The 22501-nt window shown below is 68.6% G+C and carries 22 protein-coding genes; 9 read left to right on the forward strand and 13 right to left on the reverse strand.

What is annotated here, in order from left to right:
- Nucleotides 1-26 precede the first annotated feature (26 nt).
- Nucleotides 27-1238, forward strand: coding sequence for a winged helix-turn-helix domain-containing protein (locus EA796_RS04650; RefSeq protein WP_122107718.1), 1212 nt, complete (start codon nt 27-29; stop codon nt 1236-1238).
- 35 nt (nt 1239-1273) lie between these two features.
- Here the strand turns inward: EA796_RS04650 and EA796_RS04655 are convergent, their stop codons facing one another.
- From EA796_RS04655 to EA796_RS04680, 6 genes are all read right to left on the reverse strand, one after another.
- Nucleotides 1274-2620 carry a class II 3-deoxy-7-phosphoheptulonate synthase gene (locus tag EA796_RS04655; RefSeq protein WP_122107719.1) on the reverse strand — a complete coding sequence of 449 codons (1347 nt, stop codon included), beginning with the start codon at nt 2618-2620 and terminating at the stop codon, nt 1274-1276.
- Between the two features lie 120 nt (nt 2621-2740).
- A complete protein-coding gene (locus tag EA796_RS04660) occupies nt 2741-4528 on the reverse strand; it encodes an amidohydrolase family protein (protein ID WP_122107720.1) in 1788 nt (595 codons plus the stop codon).
- The gene (locus tag EA796_RS04665; RefSeq protein ID WP_122107721.1) at nt 4525-5265 is read right to left on the reverse strand and encodes a sulfite exporter TauE/SafE family protein; all 741 of its coding nucleotides are present in this window, start codon (nt 5263-5265) and stop codon (nt 4525-4527) included. The genes EA796_RS04660 and EA796_RS04665 overlap by 4 nt, the downstream gene beginning before the upstream one ends.
- Complete coding sequence (locus EA796_RS04670) at nt 5265-6047, reverse strand: SDR family NAD(P)-dependent oxidoreductase (protein ID WP_122107722.1); 783 nt, start codon at nt 6045-6047, stop codon at nt 5265-5267. The genes EA796_RS04665 and EA796_RS04670 overlap by 1 nt, the downstream gene beginning before the upstream one ends.
- Nucleotides 6047-6973 (reverse strand): bile acid:sodium symporter family protein, encoded by a 927-nt coding sequence (locus tag EA796_RS04675; protein WP_178082533.1) that lies wholly within the window; start codon nt 6971-6973, stop codon nt 6047-6049. Before EA796_RS04675 ends, EA796_RS04670 begins: the two co-directional genes overlap by 1 nt.
- 2 nt (nt 6974-6975) lie before the next feature.
- Complete coding sequence (locus EA796_RS04680) at nt 6976-8304, reverse strand: NAD(P)/FAD-dependent oxidoreductase (protein ID WP_122107724.1); 1329 nt, start codon at nt 8302-8304, stop codon at nt 6976-6978.
- Between the two features lie 137 nt (nt 8305-8441).
- On the opposite strand from EA796_RS04680, the gene EA796_RS04685 reads away from it, so the two are divergent.
- The gene (locus tag EA796_RS04685; RefSeq protein WP_122107725.1) at nt 8442-9221 is read left to right on the forward strand and encodes a spermidine synthase; all 780 of its coding nucleotides are present in this window, start codon (nt 8442-8444) and stop codon (nt 9219-9221) included.
- A gap of 116 nt (nt 9222-9337) precedes the next feature.
- Here the strand turns inward: EA796_RS04685 and EA796_RS04690 are convergent, their stop codons facing one another.
- Nucleotides 9338-10129 carry a crotonase/enoyl-CoA hydratase family protein gene (locus EA796_RS04690; RefSeq protein ID WP_122107726.1) on the reverse strand — a complete coding sequence of 264 codons (792 nt, stop codon included), beginning with the start codon at nt 10127-10129 and terminating at the stop codon, nt 9338-9340.
- A 326-nt stretch (nt 10130-10455) separates the two neighbouring features.
- Here EA796_RS04690 and EA796_RS04700 point away from each other — a divergent pair, with 326 nt between their 5' ends.
- Complete coding sequence (locus tag EA796_RS04700; RefSeq protein WP_178082534.1) at nt 10456-12171, forward strand: DEAD/DEAH box helicase; 1716 nt, start codon at nt 10456-10458, stop codon at nt 12169-12171.
- 148 nt (nt 12172-12319) lie between these two features.
- Here the strand turns inward: EA796_RS04700 and EA796_RS04705 are convergent, their stop codons facing one another.
- A complete protein-coding gene (locus tag EA796_RS04705; RefSeq protein WP_122107728.1) occupies nt 12320-13087 on the reverse strand; it encodes a class III extradiol ring-cleavage dioxygenase in 768 nt (255 codons plus the stop codon).
- 103 nt (nt 13088-13190) lie between these two features.
- Here EA796_RS04705 and EA796_RS04710 point away from each other — a divergent pair, with 103 nt between their 5' ends.
- A complete protein-coding gene (locus tag EA796_RS04710; protein WP_122107729.1) occupies nt 13191-13850 on the forward strand; it encodes a thiopurine S-methyltransferase in 660 nt (219 codons plus the stop codon).
- Between the two features lie 91 nt (nt 13851-13941).
- Here EA796_RS04710 and htpX read toward each other — a convergent pair whose 3' ends face one another.
- From htpX to EA796_RS04725, 3 genes are all read right to left on the reverse strand, one after another.
- Complete coding sequence (gene htpX / locus EA796_RS04715; protein WP_021442895.1) at nt 13942-14814, reverse strand: protease HtpX; 873 nt, start codon at nt 14812-14814, stop codon at nt 13942-13944.
- Between the two features lie 89 nt (nt 14815-14903).
- Nucleotides 14904-15356 carry a hypothetical protein gene (locus tag EA796_RS04720; RefSeq protein WP_122107730.1) on the reverse strand — a complete coding sequence of 151 codons (453 nt, stop codon included), beginning with the start codon at nt 15354-15356 and terminating at the stop codon, nt 14904-14906.
- Between the two features lie 6 nt (nt 15357-15362).
- On the reverse strand, nt 15363-16574 hold the full coding sequence (locus EA796_RS04725) for a pyridoxal phosphate-dependent aminotransferase (RefSeq protein ID WP_021442893.1): 1212 nt from the start codon (nt 16572-16574) through the stop codon (nt 15363-15365).
- A 279-nt stretch (nt 16575-16853) separates the two neighbouring features.
- Here EA796_RS04725 and msrB point away from each other — a divergent pair, with 279 nt between their 5' ends.
- Nucleotides 16854-17249, forward strand: a complete 396-nt coding sequence (gene msrB / locus EA796_RS04730; protein ID WP_021442892.1) for a peptide-methionine (R)-S-oxide reductase MsrB — start codon at nt 16854-16856, stop codon at nt 17247-17249.
- Nucleotides 17250-17291: 42 nt separating this feature from the next.
- Here the strand turns inward: msrB and EA796_RS04735 are convergent, their stop codons facing one another.
- Nucleotides 17292-17471, reverse strand: coding sequence for a PA1571 family protein (locus tag EA796_RS04735; protein WP_122107731.1), 180 nt, complete (start codon nt 17469-17471; stop codon nt 17292-17294).
- A 147-nt stretch (nt 17472-17618) separates the two neighbouring features.
- Between EA796_RS04735 and EA796_RS04740 the strand changes: the two genes are divergently transcribed.
- The 4 genes from EA796_RS04740 to EA796_RS04755 all read left to right on the forward strand — a co-directional run bounded on the left by EA796_RS04740 (nt 17619) and on the right by EA796_RS04755 (nt 21600).
- On the forward strand, nt 17619-18734 hold the full coding sequence (locus EA796_RS04740) for an ATP-NAD kinase family protein (protein ID WP_122107732.1): 1116 nt from the start codon (nt 17619-17621) through the stop codon (nt 18732-18734).
- 9 nt (nt 18735-18743) lie between these two features.
- On the forward strand, nt 18744-19334 hold the full coding sequence (locus EA796_RS04745; RefSeq protein ID WP_122107733.1) for a DUF1287 domain-containing protein: 591 nt from the start codon (nt 18744-18746) through the stop codon (nt 19332-19334).
- On the forward strand, nt 19331-19765 hold the full coding sequence (locus EA796_RS04750; RefSeq protein WP_122107734.1) for a thiol-disulfide oxidoreductase DCC family protein: 435 nt from the start codon (nt 19331-19333) through the stop codon (nt 19763-19765). The genes EA796_RS04745 and EA796_RS04750 overlap by 4 nt, the downstream gene beginning before the upstream one ends.
- 68 nt (nt 19766-19833) lie before the next feature.
- Nucleotides 19834-21600, forward strand: coding sequence for an ABC transporter transmembrane domain-containing protein (locus EA796_RS04755; protein ID WP_122107735.1), 1767 nt, complete (start codon nt 19834-19836; stop codon nt 21598-21600).
- Here EA796_RS04755 and rhtA read toward each other — a convergent pair.
- The gene (gene rhtA, locus EA796_RS04760) at nt 21597-22448 is read right to left on the reverse strand and encodes a threonine/homoserine exporter RhtA (protein ID WP_122107736.1); all 852 of its coding nucleotides are present in this window, start codon (nt 22446-22448) and stop codon (nt 21597-21599) included. The two genes, EA796_RS04755 and rhtA, sit on opposite strands and share 4 nt — an antisense overlap.
- Nucleotides 22449-22501: the final 53 nt, after the last annotated feature.

Here is a 22501-nt window from a genome sequence, read left to right on the forward strand (position 1 = left end):
CGCACCGCCACTCCAGGGACGGCCCCATGCCCGATTCACTTTCCCTCGCCGAAGCCCGGCGCCTGGTACTGGCTGCCCAGGGCTTCGGTCGTGCCCCGCGCGGCGCCGTCGGCCGGCATCAGTTGCTGAGCCAGGTCGAGCGCCTCGGCGTGCTGCAGCTCGATTCGGTCAACGCGCTGGTGCGCTCGCACTACCTGCCGGCCTTTTCCCGTCTCGGCCACTACGCGCCCGAGCTGCTCGACCAGTTGGCCTGGGGCAAGCCGCGTCAGCGCGCGCTGTTCGAGTACTGGGGCCACGAGGCCTCGCTGTTGCCGCTGGAGATCCATCCCCTGCTGCGCTGGCGCATGCGCCGCGCGGCGCAGGGACGCGGCATCTACCGGCAATTGGCGGAATTCGGCGCACAACGCGGCGAGGTGATCGCCCGGGTGCTGCAGGCGGTGCGCGAGCAGGGCGCGCTGGGCGCCGGCAGCCTGTCGAGCCGCCAGCAGCGCGCCGGCCCCTGGTGGGACTGGAGCGAGGAGAAGCACGCGCTGGAATGGCTGTTCGCCGCAGGCGAAGTGACGGTGGCCGGACGCCGCGGTTTCGAGCGCCTGTACGACCTGCCCGAGCGGGTGATTCCCGCCGCCATCCTCGCGCAGGCGGAGCCGGACGAGGCCGAGGCGCAGCGCCACCTGCTGTTGCGCTCGGCCGCGGCGCTGGGACTGGCCACGGAACAGGATCTGCGCGACTACTACCGGCTCGACGCCGCCGACTGCAAGGCGCGCCTGGCCGAGCTGGTCGAGGCCGGCGCACTGCGGCCGCTGCGCGTCGAGGGCTGGAAGGCGCCGGGCTACTGCCTCGGCGAGCCGAGCATCCCGCGCAGGATCGAGGCCAGCGCGCTGCTGTCGCCGTTCGACTCGCTGATCTGGGCCCGCGAGCGCACCGAGCGCCTGTTCGGCTTTCGTTATCGCCTGGAACTCTACACCCCGGCGCACAAGCGCGTGCACGGCTACTACGTGCTGCCGTTCCTGTACCAGGAGCGCCTGCTGGCACGTGTCGACCTGCGCAGCGAACGGGCGCAGGGTCGTCTGGCGGTGCATGCCGTGCATCTGGAGGCGGCGTGGCCGAGCGAGGACGCGCTGCCGGCGCTGGCCGGCGCGCTGCGAGCGCTGGCGCAGTGGCTGGGGCTGGACGGGGTGGCGCTGCACTGCCGCTCGCAGCCGGCGCAGCGCTTGCGCGGGGCCTTGCTCGAAACCTAGCCCGGATTGCCGCCGGGCTAGGGCGCTGGCGTCTCCTAGCGGCGCACCTGCTTCAGCGTCTCGGCGATCATAAAGGCCAGTTCCAGCGACTGGTCGGCGTTCATCCGTGGGTCGCAGTGGGTGTGATAACGGTCCGACAGGCTGTCCTCGGTGACCGGGCGGGCGCCGCCGATGCATTCGGTGACGTTCTGCCCGGTCATCTCGATATGGATGCCGCCGGCGTGGCTGCCTTCGGCCTGGTGCACGGCGAAGAACTGTTTGACCTCGGCGAGGATCTGCGCGAAGTCGCGGGTCTTGTAGCCGCTCGAGGCCTTGATGGTGTTGCCGTGCATCGGGTCGGAGCTCCACAGCACCTGGCGGCCTTCGCCCTGCACCTTGCGCAGCAGGCGCGGGAAGTGCTGCTCGACCTTGTCGGCGCCCATGCGCACGATCAGGTTGAGGCGGCCCGGGTCGTTGTCCGGGTTGAGCACGTCGATCAGGCGGATCAGCTCGTCCGGGTCCATGCTCGGGCCGACCTTGACCCCGATGGGGTTCTCGATGCCGCGCATGAACTCGACGTGGGCACCGTCCAGCTGGCGGGTGCGGTCGCCGATCCACAGCATGTGCGCCGAACAGTCGTACCAGCGCCCGGTGAGGCTGTCCTGGCGCACGAAGGCCTGCTCGTAGTTCAGCAGCAGCGCCTCGTGGGCGGTGAAGAAGCTGGCTTCGCGCAGCTGCGGCGCGCTGTCCATGCCGACCGCGCGCATGAAGGCCAGGGTCTCGTCGATGCGGTTGGCCAACTGGTGGTACTTCTCGGAGAGGGCCGAGTTGGCGATGAAGTCCAGGTTCCACTGGTGCACCTGGTGCAGGTCGGCGAAGCCGCCCTGGGCGAAGGCGCGCAGCAGGTTGAGGCTGGCGGTAGCCTGGTGGTAGGCCTGCAGCAGGCGCTCCGGATCCGGCACGCGGCTGGCGGCGTCGAACTCGATGGCGTTGACGATATCGCCGCGGTAGGCCGGCAGGGTGACGCCGTCGATGGTCTCGCTGCCGGACGAGCGCGGCTTGGCGAACTGGCCGGCCATGCGCCCGACTTTCACCACCGGGCAGCCGGCGGCGAAGGTCATGACGATGGCCATCTGCAGCAGCACCTTGAAGGTGTCGCGAATCTTCGCCGCGGAAAACTCGGCGAAGCTCTCGGCGCAGTCGCCGCCCTGCAGGAGGAAGGCGCGGCCCTGGGTGACCTCGGCGAACTGCCGGCGCAGCTCGCGGGCCTCACCGGCGAACACCAGCGGCGGGTAGCCGGCCAGGGTCTGCTCGACCCGGGCGAGGTGGGCGGCATCGGGGTATTCGGGTTGCTGCTGGATGGGTTTGGCTCTCCAGCTTGCGGGGCTCCAGGCGTGCGACATGCGGCGTCTCTATCGGCTAATCGGACAGACCTGCATGGTAACCGATAAGCCTGCTGGCCGTAGGGTGTGTGGGCCCGCCAGGCCGTGCGCACCGAGGGCCGGGTGCGGTGCGCGCGCAGCCTAGGCGGTGGTCGGCTGCAGGTCCGCCGCCGGCTGGCGGCGCGGCAGCACCTCGCGGCTCGGCAGGAAGCGCCCGTAATCCTGCGTCTTGCCCAGCTCCTCGGGGTATTCCAGGCCGCGGCGGTAGGCGATGCGGCCGTTGATCAGGGTGGCCTCCACCGCCGCATCGTTGCGCTTGACCACCCGCGTCAGGCCGAGCACTTCCATCGGCGCCTCGGCGATGGCGTCCAGCTCCTCGGTGAGCCCCTCGGGGTTGATGATCACCAGGTCGGCGCGGTCGCCGACGCGGATATAGCCGGCGTCCACGCCGATGAAGTCGGCCAGCTCGCCGCTGCAGCGGCGCACCGCCTGGCCCAGTTCCATGAAGGGCGTGCCGGCCAACTGCGCATCGCGCACATACTTGAGAAAGCGCAGCGGGAAGTTGTACTGGGCGATGGAACGCAAGTGCGCGCCGGAATCGGCGAAGCCGGGGTGGGTCCAGGGGCTGGCCAGCAGCTTGCGCATGATCGGCTCGCGATCGTTGCCGTAGCAGGTGCTCCACTTCAGCGCTTCACGGTACTGGCAGGCCAGCTCGAAGTAGGCGTCCACCGCGTCCAGGCCGCGAGCCTCGCCGAGCTGCCTGAAGTTCTGGCCGACCAGGCTGGCATCCGGGCACTCGGTCACCCAGCAGTCGGAGAAGTCGCGGTGCCACAGGCCCTTGGTCAGCACCGCCTTGACCTGCTGCTTGAACAGGGCGCGGAACGCCGGTTCCTTGACCTTGGCGTAGAGCTCGTCCGGGTCCTTGATGTTGCGCAGGATCTCGCCGGCGCCGAACTCCTCGAAGGCGTTCACGTTGAGCCCTTCCAGGCGCAGGGTGAAGGGCGCGGGCAGGGTCTGCCAGCGGAAGTGGCCGCGCAGCACGCGGTTGGCCAGCCAGCCGGAGAGGCGGGTGAAGCGGTGCAGCAGCGGCTGCGACTTGAGGTCCAGCGCCGTGAGCATGGTGCACTTGAGCGGCTGTCTGAACCAGCCGTGGGCCTGCCAGAGGAAGGCGAACACATTGACCTTGGTCACCGCGTTCGGCGCGCCCTGCAGCACCGCGCCGCGGCGGCGCAGCACGGCGAACAGGCGCGAGAACTCCTTCCAGTTGGCGAAAGTCGAGGGCAGCGGGCTGGACCAGGCGCGCTCGCCGTCCATCTTGTCCAGGCGCGTGGTCATCACCGACAGGCCGATGCAGCCGGCGTCCAGCGCCTCCTCCAGCAACTGCTCCATGCGCTGCAGCTCGGCCTCGCTCGGCGCCACCTTGCTGGTGGCGCGCGTGAGGCCCATTACCGCTACGCGCAGTTCGGAGTGGCCGAGAAAGGAGCTGACGTTCGGGCCCAGTGCATGCTGGTCGTAGAAGGCGCGGTAGCCGGCGGCGTCGCGCCAGCTCTTCTTCTCCTGGAGGATCGGCAGCACGTATTCGCGCGGCACCGCCTCGACGCGGGTGAACAGGTCCGAGCAGTCCTCGGCGTCGGCCAGCACCATGCTGATCGAGCAGGAGCCGATGGTCACGCTGGTCACGCCGTGGCGCACCGACTCCTTGAGCGCCGGCGCGGCGATCACTTCGGCGTCGTAGTGCGAGTGGATTTCCAGAAAGCCCGGGGTGACCCACTTGCCGGCGGCGTCGATCACCTCGGCGCCGCGCTCATCCAGCGGGCTGAGGCTGAGGGTGTCGATGCGGCCGTGCTTGATGCCGATATGGCGCAGCGCGCCGGGTGCGCCGCTACCGTCGAAGTACAGGCCGTTGTTGATGACGATGTCGAAACTCATGCGAGGCTCCAGGGGGCCAGCAGCAGAACGCCGGTGACCAGCAGCAGGCAGTAGATGGCGAGGCGGAAATGGCGCTCGTCGAAGCGCCGGTGCAGGCGTTCGCCCAGCCACAGGCCGAGCAGCAGCAGCGGGGCGTAGGCGAGCACCTGGGGCAGGGCCGGCTGCAGGCGGCCGTCGAGCAGGAAGGCGGCGGTCAGCAGGCTGTTGAGGCTGAACCAGACCGTCACCAGGGTGGCGCGAAAGCGTGCCTTGTCCAGCGTCGTGCCGGCCAGGCCGTAGACCAGCAGCGGCCCGCCGGAGGCGAACAGGCCGTGGCTGAGGCCGGCGCCGAGGGTAATAGCGCGGGTCAGCCAGGCCGGGCGCAGCGGTAGCGCTGCGGCATGGCGCAGGCGCCACAGCTCGCGCCCGGCGAACCACAGGATCAGCAGGCCGAAGCCGCGCTTGAGCAGCGCCGCGTCGAGATAGGGCAGCAGCCAGTAGCCGAGCAGGGTGCCGGCGAGCATGCCCGGCAGTATGGTGCCGAGCAGCAGCGGGCGGTCGATCTGCGCGCGGTGGCGCCACACCAGGTAGCCGGTCATGCCGATGTTCAGCGGCACCAGCACCGGCAGCAGCTGGTCGATGGGCAGCAGCAATGCACCCAGCGACAGGGCGATCACTATGCTGCCGAAACCGGTGACCGCCTCCAGGGTGTAGGCCAGCAGGATAAAGGCGCCGAGGGCGTAGGGGGCGAAGGCCATCAACCCAGCTCCCCGGCGAAGCGCCGGCTCATCTGCCGGTAGTAGAGGGCCGGGGCGACGCGCCAGAGCAGGCTGGCCAGCCAGCTGCCGCGATCCGGAAACAGGCGCTCGCGGCGCTGCTCCAGGGCCTCGAGGATTTCCCCGGCCATCCAGTCGGCGCCGCGAATGCGGCCTACGGTCGAGCGCGCATGGCCGGCCGGCTGGCCGTCGCCGCCCAGGGCGTTGCGCTCGATGGGGGTGTCGAGAAAGCTCGGGTAGACCATCAGCAGGCCGATGCCGTCGCGGCCGATCTCCGCACGCAGCACCTCGAAGGCCTGGCCCAGGGCGCTTTTCGCCGCGCAGTAGCCGGCGCGGCCGAGCACCGGCATCCAACCGGCCATGGAGCCGATGGCGACGACCTGGCCGCGGCTCTGGCGCAGCAGCGGCAGGGCGGCGAGGGTCAGCTCCAGCGGCGCATGGTAGTCCACCGCCATGACCTTGCGCAGCACCGCCGGGGCGGTGTGCACGGTGGGCGAGCGGTGGGTGATGCCGGCGTTGTTGAGCAGCACGTCGAGGCGGCCGAAGTGCGTGCGGCAAGTCGCCAGCAGCTGCTGGTGCAGCGCCGGATCGGTGATATCGCCGGCCACGCCGAGCACGCGCGCTTGGCCCAGCTCCCCGACGCGCGCGGCCAGGCCGCTCGCGTCGATATCGGTGAGCAGCAGGGCGTCGCCGCGGGCGTGGCAGGCGCGCGCCAGTTGCCAGCCGAGGCCGCTGGCGGCGCCGGTGATCAGGACGACTCGCATCATTTTTCTCCGAGAGCGATCAGCGGGGCTGTGAGTGGCGGCGGCGGGCGGCGCGACCAGAACCAGGCCAGGGCCAGGCCCGAGACCAGGTGCCAGCAGCCCCAGAAGGCGGCGATCAGCAGCATGCCGCCGGCCTGGGGGAAGAAGGTGAAGATGATCACCAGGCCCAGCGCCGAGTTCTGGATGCCCACCTCCAGGGTGATGGCGCGACGTTCGGCGACCGCCAGACCGCTCAGCCGCGCGCTGAGGTAGCCGATGCTCAGGGCCAGGGCGTTGTGCGCCACCACCAGCCAGAAGAACAGGTGGAAGTGCGTGGTGAACTGCTCGAGGTTGCGGCTGAAGGCCAGGGCGACGAAACCGAGCATCACCAGCAGGGCGAACAGGCGCAGCGGTTTTTCCACCTTGAGGGTCAGCTGCGGAAAGCGCCGGCCGACCCACATGCCGGCCACCAATGGCAGACCCAGCACCAGCAGCACCAGCAGGAGCAGGCCGAGCGGGTCGAGGGCGATCTGCGTCAGCAGCGGTCGGGTGTACGGGTTGAGCCAGGCGTACAGGGCGAAGTTCAGCGGCGTCAGCAGGCTGGCGGCGAGGCTGGACACCGCGGTCATGCTTACCGACACGGCGACGCTGCCGCGCGCCATCCAGGTCATGATGTTGGAGAAGCTGCCGCCGGGGCAGGCGGCGATCAGCGCCATGCCCAGGGCCAGTTCCGGCTGGATGCGCAGCGCCCAGCAGGCCAGGCAGGTCAGCGCCGGCAGCAGCACGAACTGCGCCAGCAGGCCGATCAGCGGCGCCTTGGGCGCTCGGGCGATGCGGCGGAAGTCCTCGGCGCGCAGGTCGAGCGACACGCCGAACATCATCAGGGCGACGATCAGGTTGATCAGTACCAGGTTGCTGGGGTCGAAGGCGATAGTGACGGCTTCCACGTTCAGGCTCCCTGGGCGGCCGGCATGGCGCCGGCGGCCAGCTCGCGGCGCAGCGCCGCGCTATGGGTGGCGATGCGCTGACGATAGCTGTCCTTGTGCACGTAGTAGGCCATGCGCTCCAGGTCCAGGTACCGGTAGCCGCCGTCCAGGCGCTGCCCGGCGCGTTCGCGCTTGAGCCGGCGCAAGGCCTCGGCCGCCGGACTGCCGGCCTGCAGCTGGCGGATGTACAGGGCCACCAGCTCGGCTTGCTCGTCGCGGCCCTGCCAGCCGAGACCGGAGGCCTCGACCATGCCGAGCATGAACAGGTCGTCCCGTTCGGGGTGGAAGACGTTGAGGTACAGCTGCGGCGCGCCGGCGCCCTGCGGCCAGTTCAGCTCGCCGCGTTCGATAAAGGGATAGTCGAGCTTGTAGCCGGTGGCCATCAGGATCAGGTCGTACTCGCCCTGTTCGCCGTTGGCGAAGTGCACGCTGTGGCCGTCCACCGCGACGATATCGCCGCGGGCGCGGATATCGCCGTGGCCGAGGTGGTGCAGCACCAGCGAGTTCATCACCGGGTGCGACTCGTACAGGCGGTAGTCCGGATCCGGCAGGCCGTACTGCGACGGCTTGCCGACCAGGGCGCGCACCAGCAGGCCGTCGACCAGCTGCTTGAGCCGGCGCGGCAGCCTGATCGCGCCGCCGAAGGTGTCGGTGGGCTTGCCGAGAATGAACTTGGGCAGGAAGTAGTAGCCGCGGCGCACCGACAGGTCCACCGAGGCGGCGCGGTGCACGGCATCCACCGCGATGTCGCAGGCCGAATTGCCGCAGCCGACCACCAGCACGCGCTTGCCGGTGAAGAGCTCGGCGCTCTTGTAGGCGCAAGAATGCAGCAGCTCGCCGCTGAACTCGCCCGGCAGCGCCGCCAGGTTCGGCGTATGCAGGGTGCCATTGGCGATCAGCACGCCGTCGAAGCGCCATTCGCGGCGCTCGCCATGGCGCTCGCTGATCAGCTGCCAGCCTTGGTCCAGGCGCTGCAGCTGCACCACCCGGGTGTCGAACTGGTAGTGCGGGTACAGGCCGAACTGCCGCGCGTAGTCGCGGAAATAGCGGCGCATCTCGCTGTGGTGCGGGTAGGGCGCCACCTCGGCGCGCATGGGGAATTCGCTGAACTCGGTGGTGCCCTTGGAGGAAATCAGGTGGGCCGAGTGGTACATGGTGCTGTGCGGGTTGTCGATGTCCCACAGGCCGCCGACATCGCTGTGCAGCTCGAAACCGACGAAGTCGATGCCGTGCTTCTTCAATTGCCGGGCCGTGCACAGGCCCATGGGACCGGCGCCGATGATGGCGTACATGGCGAACCTCGTTATTGTTATGAGTGAGCAGCGCAAGTGCTGGAATTATCGCGTGACCGGGGGCGGCCGCTTCAATGACAATCGGCGCCTTTGCCCCGTCGCTTCTGGTGCGGGATGTCACTGCTGGAGGGAGAGCCATGCCGGGATTGCCGCCGAGCGACGAGTTGCAGATGCAGGACGAGGTGCTGCTGGCCGAGGTGCGCGACGCCTTCGGGGTGATCCGCGTGGTGCAGATCGGCGCCTACCGCTTCCTCGAGTTCGGCGAGGCCATCGAGCAGAGCTGCGTGTTCGCCGGCGACCCGAGCTGGCTGGAGTACGACTACACCCGCGCCATGCTGCTCGGCGCGTTGTGCCACGATGCGCCGGAGACCGCGCTGTTTCTCGGTCTGGGCGCCGGCAACCTGACCCAGGCCTGCCTCAGGTTTCTACCCTTGGAGGATGTCGAGGCCATCGAGCTACGCCCCGACGTGCCGCGTCTGGCCATGGAGTTTCTCGGCCTGGACGACGACCCGCGGCTGACCATCCGCATCGGCGACGCCACCGAGCTGCTGGGCAGCGCCGAGACCGCCGACCTGATCTTCCTCGACCTCTACACCGACCAGGGGCCGGGCGCCGGCCACCTGGCCTGGCGCTTTCTCGAGCGTTGCCGGGAAAAGCTCAACCCCGGCGGCTGGCTGATCATCAACCAGTGGGCCGGCAACGACGGCAAGCCGCTCGGCGCCGCGCTGCTGCGCGGGCTCTACCACCGCCACTACTGGGAATGCCCGGTGAAGGAGGGCAACGTGGTGCTGCTGATCCCCGCCGACCTCGACCAGCAACTGGATCGCGGCCGCCTGCAGGCGCGCGCCGGCGAGCTGGCGCCGCGCCTGGGCTACTCGCTGCAGCCCTTGATCGAGGCGTTGCGCCCGGCCACCTGAGGCGCAGGGCAGGGTGGATGTCGCTGTCTGCAGCCACCAGAAGCGGTGGATCGGTGACGCGCGATCCACCCTACGCAAGCCTGGCTTGCAGGCAGTCATGCATCGGCTGGTTCCGCTCAGCGCCCCTGAAAATTCCCCGGACGCCGTTCGAGCATGGCGCGCACGCCCTCGGCGGCGTCCTCGCTGGCCATCAGCTGCTTGACCGTGCCGTGCAGCGCGGCCGCCGCCGCGGCCTCGCCCTCGCGCACCGCCTGGCGCGCCGAGGCCAGGGTGGCGCGCACGCCCAGCGGCGCCTGCGCGGCGATGCGTTCGGCCAGGCGCAACGCTTTGGGCAGCAGTTCCTCGCTGGCCAGCACCTCCTGCACCAGCCCCAGGCGATAGGCCTCGTGAGCGTCGAACTCGTCGCCGGTGAGCAGCCAGCGCATGGCGTTGCCCCAGCCGGCCTGCTGGTGCAGGCGCAGGGTGGCGCCGCCGAAGGGGAAGATGCCGCGCTGCACCTCCATCTGGGCGAAACGGGTGTTGCTGGCGCACAGGTTGATGTCCGCGGCCAGCATCAGCTCGATGCCGATGGTGTAGCAGTAGCCCTGCACCGCGAGCAGCACCGGCTTGCTCACCCGCGGTCCGCCGAACACGCCCCAGGGGTCGCAGCCGCCCGCGGGAATCTGCCAGCCGGCGGCGAACTGGGCGGCCACCTTGGCCAGGTCGAGGCCGGCGGTGAAGTGCTCGCCATGGGCGAACACCAGCGCCACGCGCGCCTCGTCGTCGCGCTCGAACTCGCCGTAGGCCCGGCACAGGTCGTCGAGCATGTCGAGGTCGAAGGCATTGCGCTTGGCCACCCGGTCGAGGCCGAGCAGCAGGATGTGGCCGCGTTTTTCGCGGCTGACGCGGCCGCGGTCGGAGGAGGTCATGAGGATGATCCTTGGCTCGTGGAGGAGGTCGCAGGGATATAGCCGGCCGCCGCGCGCTTGTCCATGGCGGCGACCGTTTGGCAGCGCACGGCCGGGAAAACTGCAAAAACCGCCACCCGCGTCAGGAATTTCCGGTATAGTGCGCGCCGGCCAATTCTCTGGCCACGTTCAGGTAGCGCAATTCGCCCGAAGCCCGACTTCGGCAGCCAGTCCCGCAGCGGACTATCCTTGACGATTCACTTTTCATCACGTCTTCGCAAATCCCCGCCGAACCAGGCTGCCAGGGTGACCCACAAGGTCTTACACGGCATGCGCAGCTTTGGAACATGGGTCTTTGCGGATGCACTAGAGGCAGACCCATGACCCAGGAAATCGGCGGCTTCGCCGCGCTCGGACTTCACCCCAATATTCTCGCCGCTCTGACCGCCGTCGGTTACGAAGAGCCCTCGCCGATCCAGGCGCAGGCGATTCCGGTGATCCTCGCCGGCCACGACATGATCGGCCAGGCGCAGACCGGCACCGGCAAGACCGCCGCCTTCGCCCTCCCGCTGCTGTCGAAGGTCGACCCGGCCAAGCGCGAGCCGCAGGTGCTGATCCTCGCCCCGACCCGCGAGCTGGCCCTGCAGGTGGCCACCGCCTTCGAAACCTACTCCAAGCAGATGCCCGGCCTGAACGTGGTCGCCGTCTACGGCGGCGCGCCCATGGGCCCGCAGCTCAAGGCCATCCGCCAGGGCGCGCAGGTCATCGTGGCCACCCCGGGCCGTCTGGTCGACCACCTGCGTCGCGACGAGAAAGTGCTGTCGACCATCCAGTACCTGGTGCTCGACGAGGCTGACGAGATGCTCAAGCTGGGCTTTATGGACGACCTCGAAGTGATCTTCGAGGCCATGCCGGAAAGCCGCCAGAGCGTGCTGTTCTCCGCGACCCTGCCGCACTCGATCCGCGCCATTGCCGAGAAGCACCTGCGTAACCCGCAGCACATCAAGATCGCCTCCAAGACCCAGACCGTGACTGCCATCGAGCAGGCGCACCTGATGGTCCACGCCGACCAGAAGCACGCCGCCGTACTGCGCCTGCTGGAAGTCGAGGAGTTCGATGCGCTGATCGGTTTCGTGCGTACCAAGCAGGCCACCCTGGACCTCGCCGCCGCGCTGGAAGCCAAGGGCTACAAGGCCGCCGCGCTGAACGGTGACATCGCCCAGAACCAGCGTGAGCGGGTGATCGACTCGCTCAAGGACGGCCGCCTGGATATCGTCATCGCCACCGACGTGGCCGCCCGCGGCCTCGACGTGCCGCGCATCACTCACGTGATGAACGTCGACATGCCCTATGACCCGGAATCCTACGTGCACCGTATCGGCCGCACCGGTCGTGCCGGCCGTACCGGTCGCGCGCTGCTGCTGGTGACTCCGCGCGAGCGCCGCATGTTGCAGGTGATCGAGCGCGTCACCGGGCAGAAGGTCGGCGAAGTCAAGCTGCCGAACGCCCAGCAGGTGCTGGATGCGCGGATCAAGAAGCTCACCAGCAGCCTGGCGCCGCTGGTGGCCGATGCCGAAGCCAGTCATGGCGAACTGCTCGACCGCCTGACCGCCGAAATCGGCTGCAGCCCGCGCGCGCTGGCCGCCGCCCTGTTGCGCAAGGCGACCAACGGCCAGGCCCTGGATCTGGCCAGCGTCGAGCGCGAGCAGCCGCTGGTGCCGGGCGCCGGTGGTGCGCCGCGCGAGCGTCGTGAGCGCGATGGCGAGCGCAGCGCTGAGCGCGGTGAGTACCGCGAACGTCGCGCGCCGCTGCCGCTGACCGAAGGTCGCGTGCGCTGCCGTACCGCGCTGGGCACGCGCGACGGTATCGCCGCGAAGAACCTGCTCGGCGCCATCCTCAACGAGGGCGGCCTGGCTCGCGAAGCCATCGGCCGCATCCAGATCCGCGAGACCTTCAGCCTGGTCGAGCTGCCGGAAGACGGCCTGGATCGCCTGCTCGGCAAGCTCAAGGACACCCGCGTTGCCGGCAAGGCCCTGAAGCTGCGCCGCTACCGCGAGGATTGATCGCGCAGCGATAAACGAAAAGCCCCGCCAAGTGCGGGGCTTTTTCGTTTCTGGCCTGTAGCCGGATGCAGTCCGGGGCCGATGGGCTTGCCAGGCGCGTAGCCCGGGTTGAGCGCGCCGATACCCGGGCAAGGCCCTGCGCGCCGGTTCAGCCGAAGCGGTAGATATCCATGCCCAGCGCCCCATAGGTGAAGCCGGCATGCTCCAGCTTGAAGGCGCCACCGGCACCGCGGGCGAAGAACAGCGGCAGCAGGTGCTCGTCCGTGGGGTGGTTGCGCGCCGCGTGCGGCGCCAGCTGGCGGTAGCGGTGCAGGGCGTCTTCGTCGTCGGCTTCGAGTTGGGCCACCATCCAGTCGCGAAACTCCCTGGCCCAGGGGGTGACGACCTCGGGGCCGGCGCGCCAGTCGAGTTCACCGAGGTTGTGGGTGATGCTGCCGGAGCCGATCAGCAGCACGCCCTCGGCGCGCAAACCGGCCAGGGCGCGGCCGACGCGGGTCTGCAGCTCGGGGCCGAGCTGGCTGGGTAGCGACAGTTGCAGCACGGGGATGTCGGCGGCCGGGTACAGCAACGACAGCGGCACCCAGGCGCCGTGATCGAAGGGGCGCTGCGGGTCGAGCGCGGCGGGCAAGCCGGCATCGCTCAGGCGCTGGGCAATCTCTGCTGCCAGCGCAGGCGCGCCGGGGGCCGGGTACTGCACGGCATACAGGGCGGGCGGAAAGCCGCCGAAGTCGTGCCAGGTTTGCGGGCGCTCGGCACTGGTCAGTTGCAGGCGATCGCTTTCCCAGTGCGCCGAGACCACCAGCACGGCGCGCGGGCGCGGCAACTCGGCCGCCAGGCGGGCCAGGGCCGGGCCGCTGGCGCCCGGTTCGAGGGCGAGCATGGGGGAGCCGTGGGAGATGAACAGCGAAGGCAGCATGGTGCTAACTCCTGGAGTAGGATGCGGCCATCTTGGTGGCTGGACCTATCCGATACCAGCATAAATTCTTGAGCCTTATCATCGATTTACCTGGAGGTTTTGCGTGCACGAAAGTTTTTGGCAGGAGCGCTGGGCGCGCGATCAGATCGGTTTTCACCTGGATCAGGTCAATCCCTACCTGCAACGGCACTGGCCGGCGCTGGCGGTGCCTGTGGGCGCGCGAGTGCTGGTGCCGCTGTGCGGCAAGAGCCTGGACCTGGCCTGGTTGGCCGGCCAGGGCTATCGCGTGCTGGGCGTGGAGCTGGCGGAAAAGGCCGTGCAGGACTTCTTCGCCGAGCAGGGCCTGCAGGCCGAGGTCGTCCGGCACGGGGCGTTCAAGCTCTACCGCGCCGGCGCGCTGGAGCTGTGGTGCGGCGATTTCTTCGCCCTGCGCGCCGAGGATGTCGCCGATTGCCAGGCGCTGTTCGATCGCGCCGCGCTGATCGCCCTGCCGCCGCAGATGCGCGAGCGCTATGCGGCGCACCTGACGGCGATTTTGCCGCGCGGTTGCCGCGGCCTGCTGATCACCCTGGATTACGCCCAGAGCCAGATGGACGGGCCGCCCTTCGCCGTCGGCGACGACGAGGTGCAACGGCACGCCGCCGCCGCCTGGCAGGTGCAGGAGCTGCAGCGCGAGGACGTGCTGGCGGGCAACTGGAAGTTCATCCGTCATGAGCTCAAGGCGCTGGACGAGGTGGTCTATCGGCTGGAGAAGCTTGTGTAGGCTTCGCCACGCGCGCCGCCAGGGATGCTGCACGCGGCCCTACGAAACAAAAAAGGCGACCCGCAGGTCGCCTTTTCATTGTTGCTTGCGATCAACCCAGGCGGCGCAGCGCCTCGATGCGATCTTCCAGCGGCGGGTGGCTCATCAGTAGGCCGGCCAGGCCGTTCTTCAGGCCGCCGTTGATGCCGAAGGCAGTCAGGCTGTCCGGCATGTTCACCGGTACGCCCTGTTCGGCGCGCAGGCGCTGCAGCGCGGCGATCATGGCGCCGGTGCCGGCCAGGCGGGCGCCGGCTTCGTCGGCCTTAAACTCGCGTTTGCGCGAGAACCACATGACGATGATGCTGGCCAGGATGCCCAGTACCAGTTCGGCAAAGATGGTCGCGACGAAGTAGCCGATGCCATGGCCGTCCTCGTTCTTGAGGATGGCCTTGTCGACGAAGTTGCCGAAGATGCGCGCGAAGAACATCACGAAGGTGTTCACCACGCCCTGGATCAGCGCCAGGGTGACCATGTCGCCGTTGGCCACGTGGCCGATCTCGTGGGCCAGCACCGCGCGCACTTCATCCGGGGAGAAGCGCTCGAGCAGGCCCTGGCTGACGGCGACCAGCGCGTCGTTCTTGTTCCAGCCGGTGGCGAAGGCATTGGACTCGTAGGCGGGGAAGATACCGACTTCCGGCATCTTGATCCCGGCTTCGCGCGACAGCTCCTCGACGGTCTGCAGCAGCCACTGTTCGTGGCGGGTGCGCGGCTGGGTGATGATCTGGGTGCCGGTGCTCATCTTCGCCATCCACTTGGAGATGAACAGCGACACCAGCGAGCCGGCGAAACCGAACACGGCGCAGAAGATCAGCAGGCTGCCATGGTTCTGGCCGGTGAAGCGATCGACCCCCAGCAGTTTGAGGGTGATGCTGGCGATGATCAGCACCGCCAGGTTGGTGGCCAGGAACAACATAATGCGCATCATGGTGTGAACGGACTCCTCACGGGGAAAGACGTACGAGTAATGCGGGCTATATAAGGGCGCGCCCCCCAGGGTTTCAACCAGCGACTATTTCAAACTATGTCGCCTGAACCCTGCAGGTTGCTCTCGAACAGCAGGCGGGTCAGGCGCGCGGTACGTTCGCCGTGTTGCTGGGCCAGCGCCTCGCGCAGTTGGAAGGCCAGGGTAGCATGCACCCGGCGCACGCTGGGCGGTAGCGCCTGGCTCTCGCCCACGGCGTGGGGAATGGCCCGCGACAGGCGCAGGAAACCCTTCTCGGTCAGCACCGCCTGGTCCAGCGCGTCGTAGGCGATGGTCGACTCGAAGCGCAGATAGCCTTCCTCGGCCAGCCACAGCAGGGCGCCGAGACAGGCCTGGTGGCGCTTGCTCGGCAGGCCGAACTCGTCGGGCTCCTCGCGGCCGATCAGGTCCTCGACGTACAGCGCCAGCTTGCGCGGGAAGGCCTGATAGAGCAGCAGCAGGCCGCCGGCGGCGTCCTTGTAGAAGTCGTCGATCTGCAGATCCATGCCGGCCTACTGGCTGTAGCCCTTGAGGAAGTTGCCGATGCGGCCGATGGCCTGCTCCAGGTCGTCGACCCTTGGTAAGGTGACCACGCGGAAGTGATCCGGCCAGGGCCAGTTGAAGGCGGTGCCCTGGACGATCAAGAGTTTCTCCGACAGCAGCAGGTCGAGGACGAACTTCTCGTCGTTGTGGATCGGGCAGACCTTGGGGTCGATCCGCGGGAAGGCGTACAGCGCGCCCATCGGCTTGACGCAGCTGACCCCGGGAATGTCGTTGAGCAGTTCCCAGGCGCGGTTGCGCTGCTCGAGCAGGCGGCCGTTGGGCAGCACCAGGTCGTTGATGCTCTGGTAGCCGCCGAGCGCGGTCTGGATCGCATGCTGGCTCGGCACGTTGGCGCACAGGCGCATATTGGCCAGGATGTCCAGGCCCTCGATATAGCTCTGCGCCTTGTGCTTGGGCCCGGAGATGGCCACCCAGCCGGAACGGAAACCCGCCACCCGGTAGCTCTTGGACAGGCCGTTGAAGGTCAGGCACAGCACGTCCGGCGCCAGCGAGGCGGTGCTGATGTGCACGGCCTCGTCGTAGAGGATCTTGTCGTAGATCTCGTCGGAGAACAGCACCAGGTTGTGCTGGCGCGCCAGCTCGACGATATCCAGCAGCACCTCGCGCGAATACACCGCGCCGGTGGGGTTGTTCGGGTTGATCAGCACCAGGGCCTTGGTGTTGGGGGTGATCTTGGCGCGCATGTCGGCGACATCGGGGAACCAGCCGGCCTGCTCGTCGCACAGGTAGTGCACCGGCTTGCCGCCGGACAGCGCCACTGCCGCGGTCCACAGCGGGTAGTCGGGGGCCGGGATCAGCACCTCGTCACCGTTGTTGAGCAGCGCCTGCATGGCCATCACGATCAGCTCGGAGACGCCGTTGCCGAGGTAGATGTCCTCGATGCCGACGCCTTCGACCTGTTTCTGCTGGTAGTACTGCATCACCGCCTTGCGCGCGCTGAACAGGCCCTTGGAGTCGCTGTAGCCCTGGGCGGTGGGCAGGTTGCGGATGACGTCCTGGAGGATTTCCTCCGGCGCCTCGAAACCGAACGGCGCCGGGTTGCCGATATTCAGCTTGAGGATGCGCTGGCCTTCCTCTTCCAGACGTTTGGCGTGCTTGAGCACCGGCCCGCGGATGTCGTAGCAGACGTTGGCGAGCTTGTTCGATTTGCTGACCTGCATGTAAGGGATCCCGAGCGATGGATAACCCGCCGAAGCACGCTGCAAAAGTCTCGCGACGGAGAATCTTGGCAGCCTGTAACGCGGGTGACAGACTGGCGTCGAATCATACGTGGCGGCCTGAGCGCGGCAAAGGTGCCAGTCCGGCTTTTTTAAGCGAGGATGCGCCCAGGTAGCGGCCAGGTAGCAGCGGCTTCCGCCGCGAACTCAACGCGCCCCGCGTACAACCAAGGCCAGCGCTGTCACGCATCGCCTGGCTTTTATCGAGGAGGAACCCTGCCCGTGGACAAACTCGACAAACCCCTGGAGGCCTGGCGCGAGGAACTGTCGCAGGAGCAGTTTCATGTCTGTCGCCTGGGCGGCACGGAGCGGCCCTTTACCGGCGAGTATCACGACAGCAAGACGCCGGGGGTCTATCACTGCGCCTGCTGCGGCGAGGCGCTGTTCGACTCCGACGCCAAGTACGACTCTGGCAGCGGCTGGCCGAGCTACTTCCAGCCGGTCAGCGACGAGGCGATCGCCCGGCTCGACGACTTCAGCCATGGCATGCACCGCATCGAGGTGAAATGCGCCAAGTGCGACGCCCACCTCGGCCACGTGTTCCCCGACGGGCCACGGCCGACCGGGCTGCGCTACTGCATCAATTCGCTGTCGCTGAAACTGCTGCCGCGCGCTTGAGGGGGAGCGCCAGGCGCCTGATCTGCCAGGCGCCTGGCCGCCTCAGCCTTGCCGCCGGGACTGCTGCTGAGTCTTTTCCAGCTCGGCGCAGGCCTGCTGGATCATGCCTTCGGTAATCGGCACTTCGCGGCCCTGGCCATCGATGATAAAACCGCCCACCGGCATCTGCGGATGCTTGACCGGGGTGGCGGGGCGTTGGGCGGCAGTGTCGTGCAAGCTCATGGCCTGTCTCCTCATCAGTGATGCGCGCCAGTCTAGAGCGGCTAGATGAAGGCGCGGTGACAATTGCGACGGTGCCGCTCCGTCACAAAACACATAGCAAAGGTCGTATTGCAGGCGGCGTGCCAGCCTGTGTCGAACGAGGAATTCATGTCGCGTTTCCATATAGGTCTGATCATCAATCCGCTGGCCGGCCTGGGCGGCCCGGCGGCGCTCAAGGGCAGCGACGGCGTGGCCGGACAGGCGCTGGCCCTGGGTATCGAGCCGAAGGCGGCGCAGCGCACCCGCACCGCGTTGGAGCAGTTGCTGGGATTGCGCGAACGCATCGAGTTCGTCAGTTACCCGGGCGCCATGGGCGGCGATCTATTGGCACAGCTGGGCTTCGCCCATCGCCTGCTGGGCGAGTTGGGCGCAGGCGCCACCACCGCCGAAGACACCCGCCGCGCCGTGCGGCAGCTGCAGGACGCGGGGGTGGCGTTGATCCTGTTCGCCGGTGGCGATGGCACGGCGCGGGACGTCTGCGCCGTGGTCAGGGAAGGGCAACCGGTGCTGGGCATTCCGGCCGGGGTGAAGATCCAGTCCGGCGTCTACGCCATCAGCCCGCGTGCCGCCGGCGAGCTGACCGCGCGCCTGGTCGAGGGCGGCCTGGTGCGCCTGACCAGCGGCGAGGTGCGCGATATCGACGAAAATGCCCTGCGCGAGGGCCGGGTCACCGCGCGCTGGTACGGCGAACTGTGCGTGCCGCAGGAAGGCGGCTATGTGCAGGCGGTCAAGCAGGGCGGGGTGGAGTCCGAGGAGCTGGTGCTGGCCGATCTCGCCGCCTGGCTGGAGGCGCAGTGGGAGTCGGGCGTGCGCTATGTGTTCGGCCCCGGCTCGACCCTGCACGGCCTGGCGCAGAACCTGGGGCTGGACACCACGCTGCTGGGCGTCGATGTGATCGAAGACGGGCGGGTGATCGCCCGTGACGTCAACGAGGCCGAGCTGCTGGCCCTGGTCGACGGACATCCGGCCTATCTGCTGGTCACCGCCATCGGCGGCCAGGGCCATATCCTCGGCCGCGGCAACCAGCAGATCAGCCCGCGCGTGCTGCGCGCCATCGGCCTGGAGCGCCTGCGCGTGGTGGCCACCAAGCGCAAGCTGGCCACGCTGGAAGGCCGCCCGCTGCTGGTGGACAGCGGCGAGGTGACCCTGGACGACGCCTTTCCCGATGCCGTGCGGGTCTGGGCCGGGTATAAGGAAGAACTGCTGTATCCCTTGGCTCGATAGGAGATCGCAATGCGCATGCTGGTTCTACTGCTGGCCTGGGCGCTGGCGCTGGCCGCGCAGGCCATCGAGGCTGACAGGTTGGTGCTGGATGCGCGCCAGCAGGTCGGCGTGACCCTGAGCTATGACCCAGCTTACCGCCAGTTGAACTATCCGGGCGGCGACGTGCCCATGGCGACCGGGGTGTGCACCGACGTGGTGATCCGCGCGCTGCGCCAGCAGGGGCTGGATCTGCAGGAGGCGGTGCACCGCGACATGCGCGGCAATTTCGCCGTCTATCCGAAGAACTGGGGGTTGAGCCGGCCGGATCGCAATATCGACCACCGCCGCGTGCCCAACCTGATGACCTGGTTCAAGCGCCAGGGTTGGTCGTTGCCGGTCAGTCAGGACGCTGCCACCTACCGGGCTGGCGATATCGTCACCTGGGATCTGGGGCGCGGCCTCACCCATATCGGCATCGTCAGCGATCGCCAGGCTCCCACGGGGACGCCGCTGATCCTGCACAACATCGGCCGTGGCGCTCAGGAGGAGGATATCCTCTTCGCCTTCCGCATTACCGGCCACTACCGCCCGCTCGCTCGACAGGCGAGTGCCGCACCATGACTGAACCTGTACTGCCGCCCGGTCTCGTCGCTGGTGAGCGCGTCGTGCTGTTCGACGGCGTCTGCAAGCTGTGCAACGGCTGGGCGAAATTCCTCATCCGCCACGACCGTGCGCGGCAATTTCGCCTGGCCTCGGTGCAGTCCGCCCAGGGGCAGGCATTGCTGGCCTGGTACGGGTTGCCCAGCGAGCGTTTCGACAGCATGGCGCTGATCGAAAATGGTCGCCTGCTGCTGCGTTCCGACGCCGTGCTGGGCATCCTCGCCCAATTGCCCTGGCCCTGGCGGGGGCTGGCCGGATTGCGGCTGATCCCGCGACCGCTGCGCGACTGGTGCTACGACCGCATCGCGCTGAACCGCTACCGCCTGTTCGGGCGGCATGACGTATGCCTGCTGCCCAGCGCCGACCACGCCGAGCGCTTTCTGCATGACTGAGCGGCCGCTGGTGCGGACGGCCTGGCTGGCGCTGGTTTCTATCTATTGCTGAGGCGACCCGAAACCCCATGACATCGCTGCTTTCCTCCCGTCAGCGCGGCGCCTTGCGCCTGGCCTGGCGCTTTATCGCGCCCTATCGCGGGCGGGTGCTGGGCGCCTTGCTGGCGCTGCTGTTCACTGCGGCGATCACCCTGTCCATGGGCCAGGGCATCAAGCTGCTGGTGGATCAGGGGCTGGCCACCCAGTCGCCGGCGGCGTTGCGCCAGTCGCTGGGGCTGTTCTTCGTCCTGGTGCTGGCCCTGGCGCTGGGCACCTACACGCGCTTCTACCTGGTGTCCTGGCTGGGCGAACGGGTGGTCGCCGATATTCGCCGGCGCGTGTTCGATCACCTGATCGAGCTGCACCCGGGCTTCTATGAGAGCAACCGCAGCTCGGAGATCCAGTCGCGCCTGACCGCCGACACCACCTTGCTGCAATCGGTGATCGGCTCGTCGCTGTCGATGGCGCTGCGCAACCTGATCATGCTGGTCGGCGGCAGCGTGCTGCTGGTGGTGACCAACCCCAAGCTCAGCGGCATCGTGCTGGCGGCGCTGCCGCTGGTGGTGGCGCCGATCCTGATCTTCGGCCGTCGCGTGCGCGCGCTGTCGCGCCTGTCGCAGGACCGCGTGGCCGACGTCGGCAGCTACGTCGGCGAGGTGCTGGGGCAGATCAAGACGGTACAGGCCTACAACCACCAGGACGAGGACAAACGCCGCTTCGGCCTGTCCGCCGAGGCGGCGTTCGCGGTGGCGCGCAAGCGCATCGCCCAGCGCGCCTGGCTGATCACCCTGGTCATCGTGCTGGTGCTCGGCGCCGTCGGGGTGATGCTCTGGGTCGGCGGCATGGACGTGATCGCCGGGCGCATTTCCGGCGGCGAGCTGGCGGCCTTCGTGTTCTACAGCCTGATCGTCGGCTCCTCGTTCGGCACCCTGAGCGAGGTGATCGGCGAGCTGCAGCGCGCCGCCGGTGCGGCCGAACGCATCGCCGAACTGCTGCGTGCGCGCAACGAGATCGCTGCGCCGCAACAGGGGCTGCAGCACCTGGCGCAGCCGGTGCGCGGCGAGATTGAGCTGCAGCATCTGCGCTTCGCCTATCCGGGGCGTCCGGAGCACTACGCGGTCGATGGCATCAGCCTGCAGGTGCGCGCCGGCGAGACCCTGGCGCTGGTCGGGCCGTCCGGCGCCGGCAAGTCGACCCTGTTCGACCTGCTGCTGCGCTTCTTCGACCCGCAGGGCGGGCGCATCCTGATCGACGGCGTGCCGATCGAGCGGCTCGACCCGCGCGAGCTACGCGCCTGCTTCGCCCTGGTGTCGCAGAATCCGGCGCTGTTCTACGGCACGGTGGAGGACAACATCCGCTACGGCCGCCTCGATGCCAGCCAGGCCGAGGTGGAGGCAGCCGCGCGCGCGGCGCATGCCCACGAGTTCATCCAGCGCCTGCCGCAGGGCTACCAGACCCACCTGGGCGACGCCGGCCGGGGGCTTTCCGGCGGTCAGCGCCAGCGCCTGGCCATCGCCCGCGCCTTGCTCGCCGATGCGCCGATCCTGCTGCTCGACGAGGCCACCAGCGCACTGGACGCCGAGAGCGAGCACCTGATCCAGCAGGCCCTGCCGCGCCTGATGGCCGGGCGCACCACCCTGGTGATCGCGCACCGCCTGGCCACGGTGAAGCAGGCCGAACGCATCGCGGTGATCGAGCAGGGGCGCCTGGCGGCCATCGGCAGCCACGCGCAACTGCTGGCCGGCAGCCCGCTCTATGCGCGCCTGGCCGAGTTGCAGTTCGGTGAGGCCGGCTAGCTCTTGGGTTTGATCGTCGCGGCCGCGCCGGCCGAGGCGAGGATGATGGCGCCAATCGCCAGCCACTGGTTCCAGCTCAGCTGCTCGCTGAGGAACAGCAGCCCGGAAAGCGCGGCGATGGCCGGTTCCAGGCTCATCAGGATGCTGAAGGTGCGCGCCGGCAGGCGGGTCAGGGCGACCATCTCCAGGCTGTAGGGCAGCGCCGAGGACAGCACCGCCACACCCAGGGCGATGGGCAGCAGATCCACCGAGAACAGGCTGCCGCCGGCCTGCCACAGGCCGATGGGCAGCACCAGCAGGGCGGCGACCCAGGTGCCCAGGGCCACGGTCTGGCGGCCGTGGGCAGCGCCGGCCTTCTGCCCGAAGACGATGTACAGCGCCCAGCACAGCCCGGCGCCGAGGGCCAGGGCCATACCCAGCGGGTCGAGCTGGGTCTGCGCCAGATCGCTGGGCAGCAGCAGCCACAGGCCGAAGACGGCCAGGGCGATCCAGGCGAAATCCAGCAAGCGCCGCGACGACAGCAGCGCCAGGCCCAGCGGCCCGGTGAACTCCAGGGCCACGGCGACGCCCAGCGGAATGCTCTGCAGCGACATGTAGAACAGCAGGTTCATCCCGCCCAGGGCCAGGCCATAGGCCAGCAGCGGGCGGTAGGCGGCCAGGTTCGGGCGGGTGCGCCAGGGCTGCATCACCAGCGACAGGATGATCGCGCCGAGCACCAGGCGCAGCGCCGTGGTGCCCTCGGCGCCGACCAGCGGGAACAGGCTCTTGGCCAGCGAGGCACCGCTCTGGATCGAGATCATCGCCACCAGCAGCAGGCCGATGGGCGCGAGAAGGGCGGTGCGGGGCATGGGGCGGTCCTTGGCGGGTTAATCGGCTTTCAGGTGCATCTGAGCGTAGGGTG

The sequence above is a fragment of the Pseudomonas sp. AOB-7 genome (assembly GCF_003696305.1).
Taxonomy (GTDB): Bacteria; Pseudomonadota; Gammaproteobacteria; order Pseudomonadales; family Pseudomonadaceae; genus Aquipseudomonas.

Bases quoted from the DNA above. Each gene is read 5' to 3' on its own strand.
- EA796_RS04650 (WP_122107718.1), top strand. From the start codon at position 27: ATGCCCGATTCACTTTCCCTCGCCGAAGCCCGGCGCCTGGTACTGGCT.
- EA796_RS04655 (WP_122107719.1), bottom strand. From the start codon at position 2,620: ATGTCGCACGCCTGGAGCCCCGCAAGCTGGAGAGCCAAACCCATCCAG.
- EA796_RS04660 (WP_122107720.1), bottom strand. From the start codon at position 4,528: ATGAGTTTCGACATCGTCATCAACAACGGCCTGTACTTCGACGGTAGC.
- EA796_RS04665 (WP_122107721.1), bottom strand. From the start codon at position 5,265: ATGGCCTTCGCCCCCTACGCCCTCGGCGCCTTTATCCTGCTGGCCTAC.
- EA796_RS04670 (WP_122107722.1), bottom strand. From the start codon at position 6,047: ATGCGAGTCGTCCTGATCACCGGCGCCGCCAGCGGCCTCGGCTGGCAA.
- EA796_RS04680 (WP_122107724.1), bottom strand. From the start codon at position 8,304: ATGTACGCCATCATCGGCGCCGGTCCCATGGGCCTGTGCACGGCCCGG.
- EA796_RS04685 (WP_122107725.1), top strand. From the start codon at position 8,442: ATGCCGGGATTGCCGCCGAGCGACGAGTTGCAGATGCAGGACGAGGTG.
- EA796_RS04690 (WP_122107726.1), bottom strand. From the start codon at position 10,129: ATGACCTCCTCCGACCGCGGCCGCGTCAGCCGCGAAAAACGCGGCCAC.
- EA796_RS04700 (WP_178082534.1), top strand. From the start codon at position 10,456: ATGGGTCTTTGCGGATGCACTAGAGGCAGACCCATGACCCAGGAAATC.
- EA796_RS04705 (WP_122107728.1), bottom strand. From the start codon at position 13,087: ATGCTGCCTTCGCTGTTCATCTCCCACGGCTCCCCCATGCTCGCCCTC.
- htpX (WP_021442895.1), bottom strand. From the start codon at position 14,814: ATGATGCGCATTATGTTGTTCCTGGCCACCAACCTGGCGGTGCTGATC.
- EA796_RS04720 (WP_122107730.1), bottom strand. From the start codon at position 15,356: ATGGATCTGCAGATCGACGACTTCTACAAGGACGCCGCCGGCGGCCTG.
- EA796_RS04725 (WP_021442893.1), bottom strand. From the start codon at position 16,574: ATGCAGGTCAGCAAATCGAACAAGCTCGCCAACGTCTGCTACGACATC.
- EA796_RS04735 (WP_122107731.1), bottom strand. From the start codon at position 17,471: ATGAGCTTGCACGACACTGCCGCCCAACGCCCCGCCACCCCGGTCAAG.
- EA796_RS04740 (WP_122107732.1), top strand. From the start codon at position 17,619: ATGTCGCGTTTCCATATAGGTCTGATCATCAATCCGCTGGCCGGCCTG.
- EA796_RS04745 (WP_122107733.1), top strand. From the start codon at position 18,744: ATGCGCATGCTGGTTCTACTGCTGGCCTGGGCGCTGGCGCTGGCCGCG.
- EA796_RS04750 (WP_122107734.1), top strand. From the start codon at position 19,331: ATGACTGAACCTGTACTGCCGCCCGGTCTCGTCGCTGGTGAGCGCGTC.
- EA796_RS04755 (WP_122107735.1), top strand. From the start codon at position 19,834: ATGACATCGCTGCTTTCCTCCCGTCAGCGCGGCGCCTTGCGCCTGGCC.
- rhtA (WP_122107736.1), bottom strand. From the start codon at position 22,448: ATGCCCCGCACCGCCCTTCTCGCGCCCATCGGCCTGCTGCTGGTGGCG.